Origin of the sequence: Mesorhizobium sp. M1406 (genome assembly GCF_040317555.1) — a bacterium.
Classification (GTDB): Bacteria; Pseudomonadota; Alphaproteobacteria; order Rhizobiales; family Rhizobiaceae; genus Mesorhizobium.
This window is the reverse complement of the sequence record NZ_JAMYKW010000015.1, coordinates 91,042-107,618: the sequence shown is the minus strand read 5'-3', so window position 1 is coordinate 107,618 and position 16,577 is coordinate 91,042. Positions and strand designations below refer to the sequence as shown.

The 16,577-nt window shown below is 62.0% G+C and carries 17 protein-coding genes and 1 tRNA gene; 8 read left to right on the top strand and 10 right to left on the bottom strand.

Annotated features, from left to right (window positions below):
* The first annotated feature begins 4 nt into the window (after positions 1–4).
* The 7 genes from NKH03_RS15540 to NKH03_RS15510 all read left to right on the top strand — a co-directional run bounded on the left by NKH03_RS15540 (position 5) and on the right by NKH03_RS15510 (position 7,139).
* The gene (locus NKH03_RS15540; protein ID WP_352969054.1) at positions 5–1,087 is read left to right on the top strand and encodes an ABC transporter ATP-binding protein; all 1,083 of its coding nucleotides are present in this window, start codon (positions 5–7) and stop codon (positions 1,085–1,087) included.
* Complete coding sequence (locus tag NKH03_RS15535; protein ID WP_023759298.1) at positions 1,088–1,954, top strand: carbohydrate ABC transporter permease; 867 nt, start codon at positions 1,088–1,090, stop codon at positions 1,952–1,954.
* 1 nt (position 1,955) lies between these two features.
* The gene (locus NKH03_RS15530) at positions 1,956–2,879 is read left to right on the top strand and encodes a carbohydrate ABC transporter permease (protein ID WP_352871775.1); all 924 of its coding nucleotides are present in this window, start codon (positions 1,956–1,958) and stop codon (positions 2,877–2,879) included.
* A gap of 67 nt (positions 2,880–2,946) precedes the next feature.
* On the top strand, positions 2,947–3,234 hold the full coding sequence (locus tag NKH03_RS15525) for a DUF2160 domain-containing protein (protein WP_352871777.1): 288 nt from the start codon (positions 2,947–2,949) through the stop codon (positions 3,232–3,234).
* An 80-nt stretch (positions 3,235–3,314) separates the two neighbouring features.
* Positions 3,315–5,042: an ABC transporter substrate-binding protein gene (locus NKH03_RS15520; protein ID WP_352627831.1), complete on the top strand. Its 1,728-nt coding sequence runs from the start codon at positions 3,315–3,317 to the stop codon at positions 5,040–5,042.
* Positions 5,043–5,134: 92 nt separating this feature from the next.
* Positions 5,135–6,628 (top strand): glycerol kinase GlpK, encoded by a 1,494-nt coding sequence (glpK, locus tag NKH03_RS15515; RefSeq protein WP_352969052.1) that lies wholly within the window; start codon positions 5,135–5,137, stop codon positions 6,626–6,628.
* A 34-nt stretch (positions 6,629–6,662) separates the two neighbouring features.
* Positions 6,663–7,139: a DUF6882 domain-containing protein gene (locus tag NKH03_RS15510; protein WP_352969051.1), complete on the top strand. Its 477-nt coding sequence runs from the start codon at positions 6,663–6,665 to the stop codon at positions 7,137–7,139.
* 84 nt (positions 7,140–7,223) lie between these two features.
* On the opposite strand, the gene NKH03_RS15505 is transcribed toward NKH03_RS15510, so the two are convergent.
* A complete protein-coding gene (locus tag NKH03_RS15505) occupies positions 7,224–7,691 on the bottom strand; it encodes a BA14K family protein (protein ID WP_352969049.1) in 468 nt (155 codons plus the stop codon).
* A gap of 257 nt (positions 7,692–7,948) precedes the next feature.
* On the opposite strand from NKH03_RS15505, the gene NKH03_RS15500 reads away from it, so the two are divergent.
* Positions 7,949–8,024, top strand: a tRNA-Lys gene (locus tag NKH03_RS15500).
* A gap of 123 nt (positions 8,025–8,147) precedes the next feature.
* Here NKH03_RS15500 and NKH03_RS15495 read toward each other — a convergent pair.
* The 9 genes from NKH03_RS15495 to plsY all read right to left on the bottom strand — a co-directional run bounded on the left by NKH03_RS15495 (position 8,148) and on the right by plsY (position 16,539).
* A complete protein-coding gene (locus tag NKH03_RS15495) occupies positions 8,148–8,618 on the bottom strand; it encodes a nucleoside deaminase (protein ID WP_352969048.1) in 471 nt (156 codons plus the stop codon).
* 134 nt (positions 8,619–8,752) lie between these two features.
* Positions 8,753–9,814: an ABC transporter ATP-binding protein gene (locus tag NKH03_RS15490; RefSeq protein ID WP_352969047.1), complete on the bottom strand. Its 1,062-nt coding sequence runs from the start codon at positions 9,812–9,814 to the stop codon at positions 8,753–8,755.
* Between the two features lie 37 nt (positions 9,815–9,851).
* The gene (locus NKH03_RS15485) at positions 9,852–10,673 is read right to left on the bottom strand and encodes a carbohydrate ABC transporter permease (RefSeq protein ID WP_352871789.1); all 822 of its coding nucleotides are present in this window, start codon (positions 10,671–10,673) and stop codon (positions 9,852–9,854) included.
* Positions 10,674–11,612: a carbohydrate ABC transporter permease gene (locus NKH03_RS15480; RefSeq protein ID WP_352969046.1), complete on the bottom strand. Its 939-nt coding sequence runs from the start codon at positions 11,610–11,612 to the stop codon at positions 10,674–10,676. It lies immediately after the preceding gene.
* The gene (locus tag NKH03_RS15475; protein WP_352969045.1) at positions 11,612–12,949 is read right to left on the bottom strand and encodes an ABC transporter substrate-binding protein; all 1,338 of its coding nucleotides are present in this window, start codon (positions 12,947–12,949) and stop codon (positions 11,612–11,614) included. The genes NKH03_RS15480 and NKH03_RS15475 overlap by 1 nt, the downstream gene beginning before the upstream one ends.
* A 62-nt stretch (positions 12,950–13,011) precedes the next feature.
* Complete coding sequence (locus NKH03_RS15470; RefSeq protein WP_352969044.1) at positions 13,012–13,671, bottom strand: GntR family transcriptional regulator; 660 nt, start codon at positions 13,669–13,671, stop codon at positions 13,012–13,014.
* 22 nt (positions 13,672–13,693) lie between these two features.
* Positions 13,694–14,578 (bottom strand): dihydrodipicolinate synthase family protein, encoded by an 885-nt coding sequence (locus tag NKH03_RS15465; RefSeq protein ID WP_352969043.1) that lies wholly within the window; start codon positions 14,576–14,578, stop codon positions 13,694–13,696.
* 216 nt (positions 14,579–14,794) lie between these two features.
* Positions 14,795–15,934, bottom strand: a complete 1,140-nt coding sequence (dprA, locus tag NKH03_RS15460) for a DNA-processing protein DprA (RefSeq protein ID WP_352969082.1) — start codon at positions 15,932–15,934, stop codon at positions 14,795–14,797.
* Between the two features lie 17 nt (positions 15,935–15,951).
* Entirely contained in the window at positions 15,952–16,539 is a 588-nt protein-coding gene (gene plsY / locus NKH03_RS15455; protein ID WP_352969042.1) for a glycerol-3-phosphate 1-O-acyltransferase PlsY, read from the bottom strand.
* Between the last annotated feature and the right edge of the window lie 38 nt (positions 16,540–16,577).

Below are 16,577 nucleotides of genomic sequence, written 5' to 3'. Positions count from 1 at the left end.
CGATATGGCGCGCATCGACGTCAATCACATCCGCCACTCCTACCTGCCGAACCCGCGGACGGATGCCGATTTTGCACTCAAGGAAGTGCATCACATCTTCGAGGATGGTGGCGCCTATGCGCTGCTCGGGCCCTCGGGCTGCGGCAAAACCTCGCTGCTCAACATCATTTCGGGCCTGCTTCATCCCTCGCATGGCCGGTTGCTGTTCGACGGCAAGGACGTGACCAATTTGTCGACGCAAGAGCGCAACATCGCGCAGGTGTTCCAGTTCCCGGTCATCTACGACACGATGACCGTCTACGACAATCTGGCCTTCCCGCTCCGCAACCGCGGCGTGCCGGAAGCCGATGTCGACCGCAAGGTGCGCGAGACGCTGGAGATGATCGATCTTGCGTCCTGGGCGAAGAAGAAGGCGAGGGGCCTGACGGCCGACCAGAAGCAGAAGATCTCGCTCGGCCGCGGGCTGGTGCGCTCGGATGTCAACGCCATCCTGTTCGACGAGCCGCTGACCGTCATCGATCCGCACATGAAGTGGCTGCTGCGCTCGCAATTGAAGCAGCTGCACCGCCGCTTTGGCTACACCATGGTCTACGTCACGCACGACCAGACCGAGGCGCTGACCTTCGCCGACCAGGTCGTGGTAATGTACGATGGCGGCATCGTGCAGATCGGCACGCCGGCGGAACTATTCGAACGACCGCGCCATACGTTTGTCGGTTATTTCATCGGCTCGCCCGGCATGAACGTCATGCCGGTGGCGATCGACGGCAAGACGGCGAAGCTTGGGGCGCAGCGGATCGAACTGCCGGGCGCACCCAAGGCAGCCAGTGGCGCCATAGAGCTTGGCATACGTCCCGAATATGTCCGGCTCGGCCGCGACGGCATGGCCGTACAAGTCAGCAAGATCGAGGATCTCGGCCGCCACAAGGTGGTGCGCGCGAAGCTTGAAGGCCGCGAGATCGCTGCCGTGATTGGCGAGGACGAAACCGTCCCCGCTGAACCAAAAGTGCGGTTCGACCCGGCCGGCATCAACATCTATGCCGATTCCTGGCTGGTTGAGATGGCGCGCGTCGAGATGGGGGCATAGATGGAAAAGACCTGGAACAACAAAGCCTGGTTCCTGGTGCTGCCGGTGCTGGTGCTGGTGGCGTTCTCGGCGGTCATCCCGCTGATGACGGTCGTCAACTATTCGGTGCAGGACACTTTCGGCAACAACGTCTTCTTCTGGGCCGGCACCGAGTGGTTCGAGGAGCTGCTCTCTTCCAGCCGCTTCTGGGAGGCGATGGTCCGCAACCTGATCTTCTCCTTTATCATCCTCGCCATCGAAGTGCCGCTCGGCATCTTCATAGCCCTCAACATGCCCAAGAAGGGCTGGGGCGTACCGGTCTGCCTGGTGCTGATGGCACTGCCGCTGTTGATCCCGTGGAACGTCGTCGGCACCATCTGGCAGGTTTTCGGGCGCAACGACATCGGCCTGCTCGGCTATTACGTCAATGCGCTCGGCATCGACTACAACTACGTACAGGATTCGTTCGACGCCTGGGTCACCGTCATCATCATGGATGTTTGGCATTGGACCAGCCTCGTCGTGCTGCTCTGCTATGCCGGCCTGGTCTCCATTCCGGATGCCTTCTATCAGGCGGCCAAGATCGACGGTGCCTCGCGCTGGGCGGTGTTCCGCTACATCCAGCTGCCGAAGATGAACCGGGTGCTGCTGATCGCCGTGCTGCTGCGCTTCATGGACAGCTTCATGATCTACACCGAACCATTCGTGGTGACGGGCGGCGGTCCCGGCAACTCGACGACGTTCCTGTCGATCGACCTCGTCAAGACGGCGCTCGGCCAGTTCGACCTCGGGCCGGCCGCGGCCATGTCGCTGGTCTACTTCCTCATCGTCCTTCTGCTGTCATGGGTGTTTTACACCGTGATGACCAACTACGACGCGGAGCGCTGAGATGAGCGGCGCCAACGAAAGAACGACGAGGCAGGACAGAGTGAGCGAAACGACGGCTTCGGAAGGGCTCGCCAGTGCGATGTCGCAGGACCAGATCGCGCGGCTGATGCGCCGCCGCGGCGAGGAATCGCGCTGGTGGTGGATCGTGCCGACGGTCTACATCATCGTGCTTTTGCTGCCGATCTACTGGCTCATCAATATGAGCTTCAAGACCAATGCCGAGATCGTCTCCTCACTGACGCTCTATCCGCATGCACCGACGATCGCCAATTACGTCACCATCTTCACCGATGCATCCTGGTACTCGGGCTACGTCAACTCGATCACCTATGTGGTGATGAACATGGTGATCTCGGTGGCCGCGGCGCTGCCTGCGGCCTATGCGTTCTCGCGCTACCGCTTCCTCGGTGACAAGCACCTGTTTTTCTGGCTGCTGACCAATCGCATGGCGCCGCCGGCGGTGTTTGCGCTGCCGTTCTTCCAACTCTACTCGGCCTTCGGCCTGATCGACACCCACATCGCCGTCGCGCTGGCCCATTGCCTGTTCAACGTGCCATTGGCGGTGTGGATCCTCGAAGGCTTCATGTCAGGCGTGCCGAAGGAAATCGACGAGACCGCCTATATTGACGGCTATTCGTTCCCGCGCTTCTTCGTCAGGATCTTCATGCCGCTGATCGCGAGCGGCATCGGCGTCGCCTGCTTCTTCTGCTTCATGTTCTCATGGGTGGAACTGCTGATCGCCCGCACGCTGACCACAACCGACGCCAAGCCGATTGCCGCCACCATGACCCGTACGGTTTCGGCCGCCGGCATGGACTGGGGCTTGCTCGCCGCCGCTGGTGTGCTGACGCTGATCCCCGGAGCGCTGGTCATCTGGTTTGTGCGCAACTACATCGCCAAGGGCTTCGCCCTGGGGAGGGTTTGATGAAACGAACGCAAGAGTTCGCGCGCAACACCATCGCCAAGAGCTTCGCCCCGGGGAGGATTTGATCATGAATTTCGACCTCACCTGGATGGCATGGACCTGGCCGACGGCGGCCTTCTTCGGAACCATTCTTTTGCTGCTGTGCGGCATGGCGGCGTGGGAATATGCCTCGCCGGGCGGCAATCCGCGCGTCGGCGTCCTTCGCTTCGAGACGACGCGTGGCGACCGTCTCTTCCTGTCGCTGCTCGGCAGCGCCTTTATCCATCTCGCTTGGTTGGGTTTTGTTGGATCCAACCTGTGGTGGGCTCTCGCTCTCTCCGTGGTCTACGCCGTTGGCGTGTTCCGCTACGTATAGAGGGGGAAACTGTTGGAGCGACCGCGTGCCGGCGGCCGCTCCAGATCGCGCTTGAAACCTTAAAACAGTGGAGGAAACTAATGCGACGGCAATTTTTAACATCAACGACTGCGCTTGTCCTATTGCTCGGGGTTGGCAACGCCTATGCCGGAATGGACGAGGCAAAGGCATTCCTGGACAAGGAAATCGGACCGCTTTCGACGCTCGACCGCGCCGGCCAGGAAGCCGAAATGCAATGGTTCATCGATGCCGCGAAGCCTTTCGCCGGCATGGACATCAAGGTCGTTTCGGAAACGATCGCCACGCACCAGTATGAATCGCAGGTGCTGGCGCCGGCCTTTACCGCCATCACCGGCATCAAGATCACGCATGACGTCATCCAGGAAGGCGACGTCGTCGAGAAGATCCAGACCCAGATGCAGACCGGCCAGAACCTTTATGACGGCTGGGTCAACGATTCCGACCTGATCGGCACCCACTGGCGTTACCAGCAGGTGCGCAACCTGACCGACTGGATGGCGGGCGACGGCAAGGATGTCACCAATCCGAACCTCGACCTGAAGGACTTCATCGGCACCTCGTTCACGACGGCGCCCGACAAGAAGCTCTACCAGTTGCCCGACCAGCAGTTCGCCAACCTCTACTGGTTCCGTTACGACTGGTTCAACGACGAGAAGAATAAGGCCGATTTCAAGGCCAAGTACGGCTACGACCTCGGCGTTCCGGTCAACTGGTCGGCCTATGAGGATATCGCCGAGTTCTTCACCGGCCGTGAGATCGACGGCAAGAAGGTCTATGGCCACATGGACTACGGCAAGAAGGATCCGTCGCTCGGCTGGCGGTTCACCGACGCCTGGCTGTCCATGGCCGGCAATGGCGACAAGGGTTTGCCGAACGGCTTGCCAGTCGACGAGTGGGGCATCAAGGTCGACGAGAACTCGCGACCGGTCGGCTCCTGCACGGCGCGCGGCGGCGACACCAATGGCCCGGCCGCCGTCTATTCGATCCAGAAGTATCTCGACTGGCTGAAGGCTTATGCTCCAGCCGAAGCACAAGGCATGACCTTCTCCGAATCCGGCCCGGTGCCGGCTCAGGGCGCGGTCGCGCAGCAGATCTTCTGGTACACTGCCTTCACCGCCTCGATGGTCGATGCCGGCGCAAAGGCAGTGCTGAACGACGATGGCACGCCGAAGTGGCGCATGGCACCGTCGCCGCACGGCGTCTACTGGAAGGACGGTATGAAGCTCGGCTATCAGGACGTGGGTTCCTGGACGCTGATGAAGTCGACCCCAACCGACCGCGCCAAGGCCGCCTGGCTTTACGCGCAGTTCGTCACCTCGAAGACCGTCGACGTGAAGAAGAGCCATGTCGGCTTGACCTTCATCCGCGAGAGCACGATCCACGACAAGAGCTTTACCGAACGTGCGCCCAAGCTCGGCGGTCTGATTGAGTTCTACCGTTCGCCGGCGCGCGTCCAGTGGTCGCCGACCGGCACCAACGTGCCTGATTATCCGAAGCTGGCACAGCTCTGGTGGCAGGCGATCGGCGATGCATCGTCGGGCGCCAAGACGGCGCAGGAAGCGATGGACTCGCTCTGCGGCGAGCAGGAAAAGGTGATGAGCCGTATCGAGAAGTCGGGCGTCCAGGGCGATATCGGCCCGAAGATGGCCGAAGAGCATGACCTCGCCTATTGGAACGCCGACGCGGTCAAGAAGGGCAATCTCGCTCCTCAGCTGAAGATCGAGAACGAGAAAGAAAAGCCGATCACCATCAACTACGACGAACTGGTGAAGAGCTGGCAGAAGTAGCATTGTCTATGCGGGCGTTCGCGCGTCCGTGAAATTGGGGGAGGCGGCTCGTTGCCGTCTCCCCTCTTTGCATCGAGGCGGAGGGCGCTGGAATGAGCGGTTTTGTGCTGGCAATCGACCAGGGGACGACATCGACCAGGGCGATCCTGTTCGACGACAAGATGAAGGTCGCGGGCAGCGGGCAGAAGGAATTCACCCAGCATTATCCGGCCTCCGGCTGGGTCGAGCACGATCCCGAGGATATCTGGGCGAGTGTCGTGTCTACAGTGAAGACGGCACTGAAGAAGGCCGGCCGAAATGCTTCCGAAGTGGCAGCAATCGGCATCACCAACCAGCGCGAGACCGTCGTCATCTGGGATAGAACGACCGGCAAGCCGATCCACAATGCCATCGTCTGGCAGGACCGGCGCACCGCGCCGCTGTGCCAGAAACTCAAGAAGCAGGGACTGGAGAAGAAATTCACCCGCAAGACCGGCCTGCTGCTCGATCCCTATTTTTCCGGCACCAAGATCGCCTGGATGCTCGACAAGGTGAAGGGCGCGAGAAAGCGCGCAGAGAAAGGCGAATTGCTGGCCGGCACCATCGACAGCTTTTTGATCTGGCGGCTGACCGGGGGCAAGGTTCATGCCACCGACGCCACCAACGCCTCGCGCACGCTGGTCTATAACATCGCGGAGAATGCCTGGGACGAGGAACTGCTGGCCATTCTCAACATCCCGGCAAAAATGCTTCCCGAGGTAAAGGACTGCGCCGATGATTATGGAATCACGGAGAAAAATCTCTTCGGCGCCGAGATAAAAATCCTCGGCGTGGCCGGCGACCAGCATGCCGCGACAATCGGCCAGGCCTGTTTCGAGCCAGGCATGATGAAGTCCACCTATGGCACCGGCTGTTTTGCGCTGCTCAACACCGGCAGTGACCTGGTGCGCTCGAAGAACCGGCTTTTGACCACCATTGCCTACCGGCTGAACGGAACGACGACCTATGCGCTGGAAGGCTCGATCTTCATTGCCGGTGCTGCCGTGCAGTGGCTGCGCGATGGCATCAAGGTGATCGGCAAGGCCGAGCAGAGCGGCAAATTGGCGGCCGAGGCTGATGCGACGCAAAACGTCTATCTGGTGCCCGCCTTCGTCGGACTGGGCGCACCGCACTGGGACGCCGAGGCACGCGGCGCCATCTTCGGCCTGACGCGCAATTCCGGTCCGGCGGAGTTCGCTCGCGCCGCGCTGGAAGCCGTGGCCTACCAGACGCGCGACCTGCTCGACGCCATGCGCAAGGACTGGAAGGGCGCTTCGGCCAAGACCGTGCTTCGGGTCGACGGCGGCATGGTGGCGTCCGACTGGACCATGCAGCGCCTCGCCGACATCCTCGATGCACCGGTCGACCGCCCGACCATTCTGGAGACGACGGCGTTGGGTGCCGCGTGGCTGGCCGGCTCGAAGGCAGGTGTGTGGCCGGATGCCAAGAAGTTCGCGAAAAGCTGGGCACTCGAACGAAGATTCCAGCCCGACATGGATGCCGCCATTCGCGCCGCGAAGCTCGCTGGCTGGCGCGATGCTGTTCGCAGAACGCTGAGCGTGCAATAAACAGCCATGAGGTGGTGAGTGATGGGGCGAGGGGATGAAGCCAGACTGGTATCCTGCGTGGCGCGATGAGGCTATCGAACAGCTGACGGTCAAGAATGCACGCTTGAACAAAGATTTCCACCTCGGCAACTGGTCGCGCTATGATTATGACCTTACGGCCGGAAAGCTCCTGTTCTCGGATGAAGGAGGCGTCAAGATCGTCACCGAGATCCAAATTGCGGGCTCTACGAGCGCCAAGGCCAGCAACTGGCTGTGGGCGTGGGCAAATTCGAATTTGCCCGGCGAGCTTCTCAGCGACGCGAAGCTGGTTCGCTCCTTCGGCGAGAAGAACAGCATAGATGAGTTGACGCAGGCCTACGTGACCGACGCCGACAATAACCTGGAAGCGCTGGGCTGGGAATTGACTGGAACGATGGCTCGGATTTGCGATGCTCTTGGGGCCTACCGTTCACCGCGTGGTGAGGGTGGAGCGCTATATTTGATTTTTAAGAGCATCAACTGGGCGATCTGACAACGGCTTTCCCGCTTAGGTATCTCGATAGAAAGCCCGCGCTGTTTCCGGCGCGGGCTTTTTACTCAGCACTCACACTTTGGATCAGTAAGGCGAGCGGCACTCCTTGCGGGGGCCGTAATTCGGCTGGAACGTGTTGTCCGAAGCGCGGTAGCTGCGATAGTGGTCGTAGCACCACTGCACATGCGCGTTGCCTTCATAGACACGATTGTTCTCATTGTTGATGATCGCGCCGGTGATCAGGGCTCCGGTGGCGAAGGCAGCCAGCGGGAACCAATAATCGCCGTGACGGCGGTAGCCGGGGCGATATTCGCGATAGCCGCGATGGCCGTTCCAATACGCGCCGCGATCGCGGGAAAAATTGCGGTCACGCGAAAAACTGCGATTGTAGCGGTTCTTGCGCCACTCCTGGTACTGGACTGTCTGCACATCCGGCACCGCGACCTGGGATTGCGGCGCATAGTTCGGTTGGGCGTTAACGGGCACCGTCTCCGCCGCAACGAATGTGGCCGAGAGCGTGGCTGCCAGCATACCCGCTGTGATTCTGTTCATTGCTCTTCTCCTCAAGGGTTTAGCGGACGTCCCTGTGCTGAGAAAACGAGTGGCATATGCAATTGTTCCCCGGACTGAATGCCGCGGCGGGCAAAAAATGGCTGAGTTCCTTGGCTTCTCTCTCACCGTCGACGTGGCGAGCAAGTGCCGCGATGGGGCGAAGCCACCATGTTTACGAACCCTCTTTTTCCGGTTGACCGGTCGAAGCACTCTCCCTATGTTCCGCGCAATTTCGAGGGCGGCTTTTGAGCCCGCGGGAGCGCGTAGCTCAGCCGGTAGAGCAACTGACTTTTAATCAGTAGGTCATGGGTTCGAATCCCATCGCGCTCACCAAACTCAAGGAAATCCACCATAGCCAGCGGGGAGATCTTTCCCAAGCGCACGGTAGCAGCATTACGGCTCCGATCGAGCCGACGGCTGTTGCCATGGACCGGGGTTGCCGACTGGCACGAAGCGTCAGCGCTTCCAGAAATCGCGATGCGGCTCGTGCAACTCATCCTCGATTTCGGGGAAGGGGCCAAAGACCTCGATCTTTTTCTGGCCGGAGCCGAACACGGTGCGCGAGGAGAGGCTCATCGTCGGGTTCTCAGGGTGATCCCCGGTCAGCGCAAGGATCTTGGTCTCATCGCACCCGTAGACCAGCCGCCCGATATTCGCCCAATACATCGTGCCAGCGCACATCGCGCACGGCTCAAAGGTCGAGACCAGCGTGCATTGCCATAGGAACTCCGGCTCGTAGGCCGCCGCGGCGCGCCGGGCGAGCTCGGTCTCGGCGTGACGCACCGTGTCGAGATTTCCCTGGCGCATGAGGATGCGATCGTCCGGCCCGACCAGGACGGCGCCGAAGGGATGGTGCCCATGCGCCGCCGCCTCGCGCGCGACTTCACCGGCGGCGCGGAGGTGGGCGAGCATCTGATCGCGGGTCATGGCAAAATCCTGTCGCACCGGCATCCACCACCCGACGAGCGGCTCTTTGAGCCGAGATTGCTGCCAAGCGACGCGACTGGCAAGAGCTAACCCGACGCTTGAGACCTTTGCGTCGGGATATCAGACCCTTGGCGCTACAGCCGCCGACCGGTCTTGGCGTCGAACAGATGAGCACAGGCGCGGTCGACTTCGATCCGCATCTGATCGCCCTGCGTCAGCGCAAGCCGTTCCCGGAAAAGGCAGGAGATTTCTTCGCCGGCGCAGTCGACCCGTGCGAAGATTTCCGAACCCGTAGCTTCCAGGAGCACGATGGTGCCGGCAATACCCTGGGAAGTCGTTGCTCGGATATGTTCGGGACGGATGCCGTAGATGAGTTCACCCTCGGGAATTTTTGCCAGGTTGATTTCTTCAGGCAGCGGCAGGGTCAGCCCGCCGGTGCCGCGGAAAACGCCTTCCTCGATACGGCCGGCAATGAAGTTCATGGCGGGCGAGCCGATGAAGCCGGCAACGAAGAGATTGGCCGGACGGTCATAGAGATCGAGCGGCGCGCCTATCTGCTCGACGAGGCCATCGTGCAGCACGACGATCTTGTCGGCCATGGTCATGGCCTCGATCTGGTCGTGCGTGACATAGATCGTGGTGGTTCCCAGCCGCTGGTGCAGTGCCTTGATCTCGCCGCGCATCTGGACGCGCAATTTGGCGTCGAGATTGGACAGCGGCTCGTCGAACAGGAAGACTTGCGGGTCGCGCACGATCGCGCGGCCCATGGCTACGCGTTGGCGCTGGCCGCCGGAAAGCTGACGCGGGTAGCGGTCGAGCAGCTTGTCCAGGCCAAGAATGCTGGCGGCCCTGCCGACGCGGCTGGCGGTGTCGGCCGGATCGGCTTTCTTGATCTTCAGGGCAAAGCCCATATTGTCGGCAACCGTCATATGCGGATAGAGCGCGTAGTTCTGGAACACCATGGCGATGTTCCTGTCCCGCGCCCGCAGATTGTTGACGGTGCGATCGCCAATGGCGATCCTGCCGCCCGAGATCGTTTCAAGTCCGGCAATCATGCGCAGCAGCGTCGACTTCCCGCAGCCCGACGGGCCGACCAGGATGACGAATTCGCCATCGGCGATATCGACGCTGACATCGTGAATGATCTTGGCCGTTCCGAAAGCTTTCTGGACGTTGTTGATTGTTACCGAAGCCATTGGGTTTCCTCGAAAAAAGTTTGATGTCGGGCGGCGTTCAGCCGCCCTTGACGGCGCCGGCGGTCAGTCCCGCGACGATCTGCCTTTGTGCGAACATGGTCAGAACCAGCACCGGCAACGTCACCACCAGCGCGGCGGCGGCGAGCGGACCCCAACTCACCTGCTCGTAGGAAAGCATGTTGTAGACGGCGACCGGCAGCGTGCGCGTTTCGCGGCTGGCGAGCACCACGCCGAAGACGAAATTGTTCCATGAGAAGATGACGGACAGGATGAAGGCAACCACGATGCCCGGCCTGGCGATGGGCAAAGCGACCAGCCGGAACACCTGCCAGGAGCTGGCGCCGTCGATGTTGGCCGCTTCCTCCAGTTCCATCGGCGTGGTCTCGAAATAGCCGATCATCACCCAGACCACGATCGGCACGGTCACCACCAGATGGATGATGATCTGCGGCCATAGCGTGCCGAGAATGCCGACCCATTGGAACAACAGAAACAGCGGGATGAGATAGGAGAGCCCCGGCGTCATGCGGGCGATCATGATGACGACCGCCGATCGCTCGGCCTTGAGCCGTGCGATGCCATATCCGGCCGGCACGCCGATCAGCAGCGCCAGCAGCGTCGCCGTGCCGGTCACCAGAACGGAATTCCAGAGATAAAGCAGGAAGTTGTTCTCCTCGAACACTTTTGCATAGTTCGACCAGGCGAGATGTTCGGGGATCAGGATCGGCGGGTAGGCGCCGTTGTCGATCTCGAATTTCAGCGACAGCGAGATCATCCAGAGGAAGAACAGGATCGCCGGCGAGACGAAGACCAGGGCCGCGAAAAACAGCCCGATCTGGTTGAGCAGCCGTGAACTCATCTATTTGCCCTCCACGCCGATCCACTGGGAGCGCTGGCGCAACATCAAGAGGATGAAGGACAGGGCGACGATGACGATGAAGAAGACCACGGCCATGGCCGAGCCATAGCCGATGTCGTAATAGGAGAAGGCGGTGTTGTAGAGATAGATGTTGATGGTCTCCGAAGCCGTGCCCGGTCCACCCTGGGTCATGGCGTAGATGATGTCGAAACTCTTCAGCGCATCGATGGTGCGGATGATCACCGCGATCATCAGGAACGGCGCGATCATCGGCAGAGTGAGGTAGCGGAACTGCTGCCAGGCATTGGCGCCATCGATTTCGGCGCTCTCGAACGGCTCGCGCGGCACGGATGCCAGGCCGCCCAGCACGATCAGCATCACCAGCGGCGTCCACTGCCAGGTCTCGACCGCGACCAGCGACGGGATGACCGCGTTGGCGTTGAAGATCCATTCCTGCGCCGGGATGCCGACCAGCGACAGAAGGTAGTTGAGGACGCCGAGCTGGGGATGAAACATCATCGTCCAGACCAGCGCCACGGCGACGGGCGTTGCCATCATCGGCATCACGAAGACGCCGCGCAACAGGCCGCGCAGCGGAAACCTGGCGTCGAAGATCAAGGCGGCGATGGTGCCGAGCAACATCGGCGCGGCAACCGAAAGGAAGGTATAGCTCAAGGTATGGAGCAGCGATTCCCAGAACCGTTGGTCGATCGCCAGCCGTAGATAATTTTCCATCCCGGCAAAGCTTCGCGACTGGCCGAGCGTCCAGCGGTTGACGCTCATCCACAGCGTGAAAGCCCAGGGAAAGACGATCACTGCGCCGACGACGACGAGCGCCGGGACGACGAAAGGCCAGTAGTTGGGAGCCAGCCGGATCGTCTGGCTCCCTTCGATGGCTTGCGTCGTCACCCCGGTGCGTTCTGGGGTGGTGGCGGACATCAGCCTTGCTCGCTCCTGTCGAGGACCGGCTGGAATTGTTCGGTGGCCTTCTTCAGCTCCTCCGCCGGATCGGCGCCGGCGATCAAATTGGTCAGCGCCACGCCATAGATGTCGCGGAACTCGGTGACCGGGATGATGACCGGCAGCGATAGGCGGCTGACATTGCCGGAGCCGACCACCGCGTCGAGCCAGCTCGCCGGCATGGTGACGCCTTCGCGCACTTTCGGATCTTCAAGCACCGATTTGCGGAACGGGACGCCGGCGCCTGCCTGCAGCAGGCGCGCGCCCATGACCGGCGACACTGCCCACTGGCAGAACAGATAGGCGGCCTCCTTCTTCTCGCTGGCGGCCGTCACGCCGATGCCGTCGCCGAAGGTGCCCGAGGCGTGCGCCTTGGGGCCTTTGGGCATGACGCCATAGCCGACCTTGCCGACCACCCGCGATTTTTCCGGATTTTCCATTGGCGGGGCAAAGCCCACACCGTCGAACCACATGCCGATCTTGCCTTGCAGGAAGGCGGACTGCGCTTCGGCCCAGTTGAAGCCGGTGACGCCTGGAGGCGCCGACTTGGTCATCAGCCTCTGGTAGAGGCCGGCGGCCTCGATCGCCTCGGGCGACGTCGTGCGCAGCTTCCCCTGACCATCGAGTGGCGTCATGTCGTAGCCGAGCATCAGTGACGTCCACACCGGCGTGTTGGCGTTCTTGATGCCGCGGGCGACGAAACCATAGGTGTTGGTCGACGGGTCGGTCAGCGCCTCGGCTGCGGCCACCAGTTGCTCGAAGGTTTCAGGATATTTGAGGCCCTTGGCCTCGAACAGCTCCTTGTTCCAGTAGACGATCCAGTAGTCGACCGAGAAAGGCAGCGAGCGCAGCACGCCCTGGCTGTCCTTGGCGAACAGCATGCCGGCATCGGCGAAATCGCTTTCGACCAGGCCGGGGTCGGTCAGGGCGGAGTCGGTGAGATAGCCTGATATGTCGGCCAGCCAGCCGCCCTTTTCGAACTGCCGCTTCTGCACATGGTAGCTCAGATGCACGACGTCGAAGCTCGGTTTGCCGGAGCTCAGCTCGATCACCGTCTTCTGGCGCTGCTGCTGCTCGGGCGTCGCCTCGGCATTGACCTTGATGCCGGTCAATTCCTCGAACTCGGCGAGATATTTTATGAGGGTGTCGCTGCGCGGGCTTTTGACCAGATTGACGTCGAGCGTCGTGCCGGCAAAGCGCTTCCAGTCGACGCCGGCGGCAAAGCCCGGGCGGACGCCAGCAATGCCGGCGGCGGCAAGTGCCGCGGTTCCTTGAAGGAGTTGCCTCCTGGTTGGGTTGAACAGATTGGACGACATTTCTTCCTCCCGGTTGCTGTCGTTGTGGATTGCGCCGCGACCGCGGCGCGGCTCATGCTTCCTCAGATTTGCAGCGCCAGCCGGCGCGCCTTGTCGATGTGCAGGCTGATCGCCTCGACCGCCTTCTGCGGATCGCGGCTCTCCAGGGCTTCGATGACCGCGAGGTGCTCGCGCATGACCGGCACGACGCGCCCGTCGATGCGAAAGCGCTCCTGATGGATCAGCCGGATCTTCACCGAATTGACCAGGTAGGCCTTGGCGATGATCTCGTTGCCCAGCGCATCGATGAAGGTGTCATGCATCGCCCAGTCGATGCTTTGGGCCTTGGCTTCCATTTCCGGCGTCGGCGCCTGCGACAGGGCTTGCGCCAGCATCTCCTCGTGTTCGCGCCGCAGGCGGGCAAGTTCCTCATCGGGAGCGCTGGCGGTGAACAGCGCCACCGCTTCGCGTTCCATGAACAGACGGAACTGAAAAGCCTCGCGGATCAGGCTGATGTCGATATGGGCGATCTGCATGCCGCGCTGCGGGATCGTCATCAAAAGCCCTTCGGCCTCGAGACGCGGCACGATTTCGCGAATGGCGCCGAGTGGCAGGCCGGTGAAGGCAACCAGTTCGCGCTGCGACACGAACTGACCCGGCAGCAGATCGCGGGCCAGCAAATGCCGCGTGAAGCTGGCATAGGCTTTTTCCCTAAGCGTGGTCGGTTCGCTGCCGTCTTCCATTTCAGCGCGTTTCCTTTGCCGGTCAGGCTGATTCCCTGGCAAACAGACTGTCATAGGCGGCGGCAAGCTGTTGGCGCCCCTGCGAAGCGATCGGCTCCAGCGGTGGGCGGACCGCCAGCCAGCGGTCGTCGCCCGTCTTGCGCGCCACCATGACCTTCACCGCCGGTGTGACCGGATATTTGAGCAATTCGAGCACAAAACGTTCTACGCGGGTATCATCGCGCCCGTCCTCGGCCATGGCGCGGATTTCGCCGGTGACGAAATTGGCCATGCCGGAGATCGCGCCTTGAGCACCAATTCGCACCGCTCGCGCCAAATGCCGCTCGTCGCCGATCAGTATCACCAGATCGCCATGGGCGCCGAGCAGGGCCTCGCTGTAGCTCCAGTCCCCACCGGAATCCTTGACCCCGGCAACGACATCCGGAAAAGCGGTGCGCAAGCGGCCGATCAGGCCAAGCGAGAGCTGCACCATCGTGACCGACGGGATGTTGTAGACAAGCACGTCACGGGCGAGGGGACCGAGCGCGGTAAAAACAGTGGAAAACCAGCCGAAAAGACCATCCTCGCCGACATTCTTGAAATAGCTCGGCGGCGCAAGGAGAATGTTGCGGGCGCCATGCTGCAAGGCATGCAGTGCCTGTTCGGCGGCGTCTTCGGCCGCATCGACCAGCACGCCTGCAACAAGCTGATGCGGCAGGATCCCGGCAGCCAGCATGGCTTCAGTCACCGACCGCCGCTCCGAGGCGCCCACCGATGCGCCTTCGCCGGTGGTGCCGAAAAGCGTAACGCTGCCGCAGCCCTCGGCCAGGCAACGCCTGGCCTGGGCGATCATCGGCGCGATGGCGATCTGCCCGGAGGCATCAAACGGCGTGGCGAGAGCGGCTGAAAGGCCAAAGCGTGAGGTCACCGGGAAGTCTCCGAAAGGAAGTTCGCCGGCAGTGATATCTCACTAACATGTCAGCTGTAAATCGTGGTGATGCATTTTTTAAAATCTATCGCAGAACACAGCGAGTTCTCTTTCCGCGACATCGACATCCGTCGCTTCCAGAATGCGAACAGCGTCGCTCCGGAGCAAGACGTCACCCATTCTCAGTTCATATGTCTCAGATCAGGTGTTCTCAGGTCAGGCTGAAGAATCCCCGAACACCAGCGAGACATGTCCGCCGGCGTGGCGTTCGAGCCGGCCGGCGAGGTCGAGCTCCAGCAGCACCATGAACACCTGGGCCGGGTGCAGGCCGGTGTGGCGGATGATCTCGTCGATCGGCACGGGCGTCGGGCCGAGCGCCTCGATGACGCGGGCGCGGTCGCTTTCGCCGGGCGGCGGTGTGACCGAGAAGTCGGGCGGCTCTTCGAACGGCGGCACATCGGGCGCCCGCATGCCGGTCAGCGGGGCGATCGCCCTGGAAATGTCCGATGCCTCGCTGACCAGCGTGGCGCCATCCTTGAGCAGGCCATTGGTGCCGGCGGCACGTGGATCGAGCGGGGAGCCGGGTACGGCGAAAACCAGCCGGCCCATTTCGCCGGCGAGCCTGGCGCTGATCAATGATCCCGAACGTTGCGCCGCCTCGACAACCACCAGTCCAAGGGCCGCGCCCGCGACAAGGCGGTTGCGGCGCGGGAAATCCTGGGCGCGCGGCTGCCAGCCGAACGGCATTTCCGATATGACGGCGCCGCGCTCGATAATCTCGTCGCACAGGCCGGCATTTTCGGGCGGGTAGGGCAGGTCGAGGCCTCCGGCTAGCACGCCGATCGTGCCGGTCGCCAGACTGCCCTGATGCGCCGCCGTGTCGATGCCACGCGCCAGGCCGGAGACGATTGCGTAACCGTCGCGGCCGAGTTCCGCCGCCAGCATGCGTGCCATCTTGATGCCGGCCAGCGATGCGTTGCGGGCGCCCACGATGGCAACCCCCGGCAGCCGGAACACGGCGGCATTCCCCTTGACCGCCAACAGCGGCGGCGGATGATCCATGTTGCGCAAAAGCGGCGGATAGTCTGTTTCACCGATGCCGACAAAGCGCGCGCCAGCCTTTCTGGCCGTTTCCAATTCGGCCTCGGCTTCGGCAATGGTAGGGATGCGGGCGATCCGGCGGGCGCCGCCTGAAATCATCAGCTCCGGCAGTATTTCGAGCGCCACTTCGGCCGAACCGAAGCGGTTGATCAGGTCGCGAAAAGAGGCGGGGCCTACATTCTGGGTGCGGATCAGCCGCAGCCAGCTCAGCCGCTGCCGGTCGCTGAGGCGCGGCCCGGCAGCCGGCTCGCTCACCGCGGTGGCGCGATCGCTCACTCCTTGGCTCCGATCTTGCCCTCGGTGCCGGCAAGCAGGCGTGAAATGTTTTCGCGGTGCTTGATGAAAACGATGATGCTCATCACAACGAACAGCCCGGCAATCGGCGGGGTGCTCAGGAGATAGAGGGCGATCGGCACGATGACCGCCGCCGTCAACGCCGCCAGCGAGGAATAACGGAACAGGAATGCCATCATCAGCCAGACGACGGCGAAGATCAGCGCCGCCTGCCAGGCAAGGCCGATCAGCACGCCGAGATAGGTGGCGACGCCCTTGCCGCCCTTGAAGCCCAGCCATACCGGGAAGAGATGGCCGAGAAAGGCGCCAAGGCCTGCCCAGATCGCCAGTTCAGGCGAAAAATGGCCCGATATCAGCACGGCGGCCGTGCCCTTCAGCGCATCGAGCAGCAGCGTTGCGGCGGCAAGGCCCTTGTTGCCGGTGCGCAGAACATTGGTGGCGCCGATGTTGCCCGAGCCGATCTTGCGCACATCGCCGAGGCCGGCCGCGCGGGTAAGCAGCAGTCCGAAAGGAATCGAACCAAGCAGATAGCCGAAAACCAACGCCAAGATCAGGCTGTAAGTCATTGTTTCCCCCGCATTTCCTCCAGTTTGTCTGGATCAGG

Excerpts from the sequence above, each read along its gene's own strand:
- NKH03_RS15540 (WP_352969054.1), top strand. The coding sequence starts at position 5 with ATGGCGCGCATCGACGTCAATCACATCCGCCACTCCTACCTGCCGAAC.
- NKH03_RS15535 (WP_023759298.1), top strand. The coding sequence starts at position 1,088 with ATGGAAAAGACCTGGAACAACAAAGCCTGGTTCCTGGTGCTGCCGGTG.
- NKH03_RS15530 (WP_352871775.1), top strand. The coding sequence starts at position 1,956 with ATGAGCGGCGCCAACGAAAGAACGACGAGGCAGGACAGAGTGAGCGAA.
- NKH03_RS15525 (WP_352871777.1), top strand. The coding sequence starts at position 2,947 with ATGAATTTCGACCTCACCTGGATGGCATGGACCTGGCCGACGGCGGCC.
- NKH03_RS15520 (WP_352627831.1), top strand. The coding sequence starts at position 3,315 with ATGCGACGGCAATTTTTAACATCAACGACTGCGCTTGTCCTATTGCTC.
- glpK (WP_352969052.1), top strand. The coding sequence starts at position 5,135 with ATGAGCGGTTTTGTGCTGGCAATCGACCAGGGGACGACATCGACCAGG.
- NKH03_RS15510 (WP_352969051.1), top strand. The coding sequence starts at position 6,663 with ATGAAGCCAGACTGGTATCCTGCGTGGCGCGATGAGGCTATCGAACAG.
- NKH03_RS15505 (WP_352969049.1), bottom strand. The coding sequence starts at position 7,691 with ATGAACAGAATCACAGCGGGTATGCTGGCAGCCACGCTCTCGGCCACA.
- NKH03_RS15495 (WP_352969048.1), bottom strand. The coding sequence starts at position 8,618 with ATGACCCGCGATCAGATGCTCGCCCACCTCCGCGCCGCCGGTGAAGTC.
- NKH03_RS15490 (WP_352969047.1), bottom strand. The coding sequence starts at position 9,814 with ATGGCTTCGGTAACAATCAACAACGTCCAGAAAGCTTTCGGAACGGCC.
- NKH03_RS15485 (WP_352871789.1), bottom strand. The coding sequence starts at position 10,673 with ATGAGTTCACGGCTGCTCAACCAGATCGGGCTGTTTTTCGCGGCCCTG.
- NKH03_RS15480 (WP_352969046.1), bottom strand. The coding sequence starts at position 11,612 with ATGTCCGCCACCACCCCAGAACGCACCGGGGTGACGACGCAAGCCATC.
- NKH03_RS15475 (WP_352969045.1), bottom strand. The coding sequence starts at position 12,949 with ATGTCGTCCAATCTGTTCAACCCAACCAGGAGGCAACTCCTTCAAGGA.
- NKH03_RS15470 (WP_352969044.1), bottom strand. The coding sequence starts at position 13,671 with ATGGAAGACGGCAGCGAACCGACCACGCTTAGGGAAAAAGCCTATGCC.
- plsY (WP_352969042.1), bottom strand. The coding sequence starts at position 16,539 with ATGACTTACAGCCTGATCTTGGCGTTGGTTTTCGGCTATCTGCTTGGT.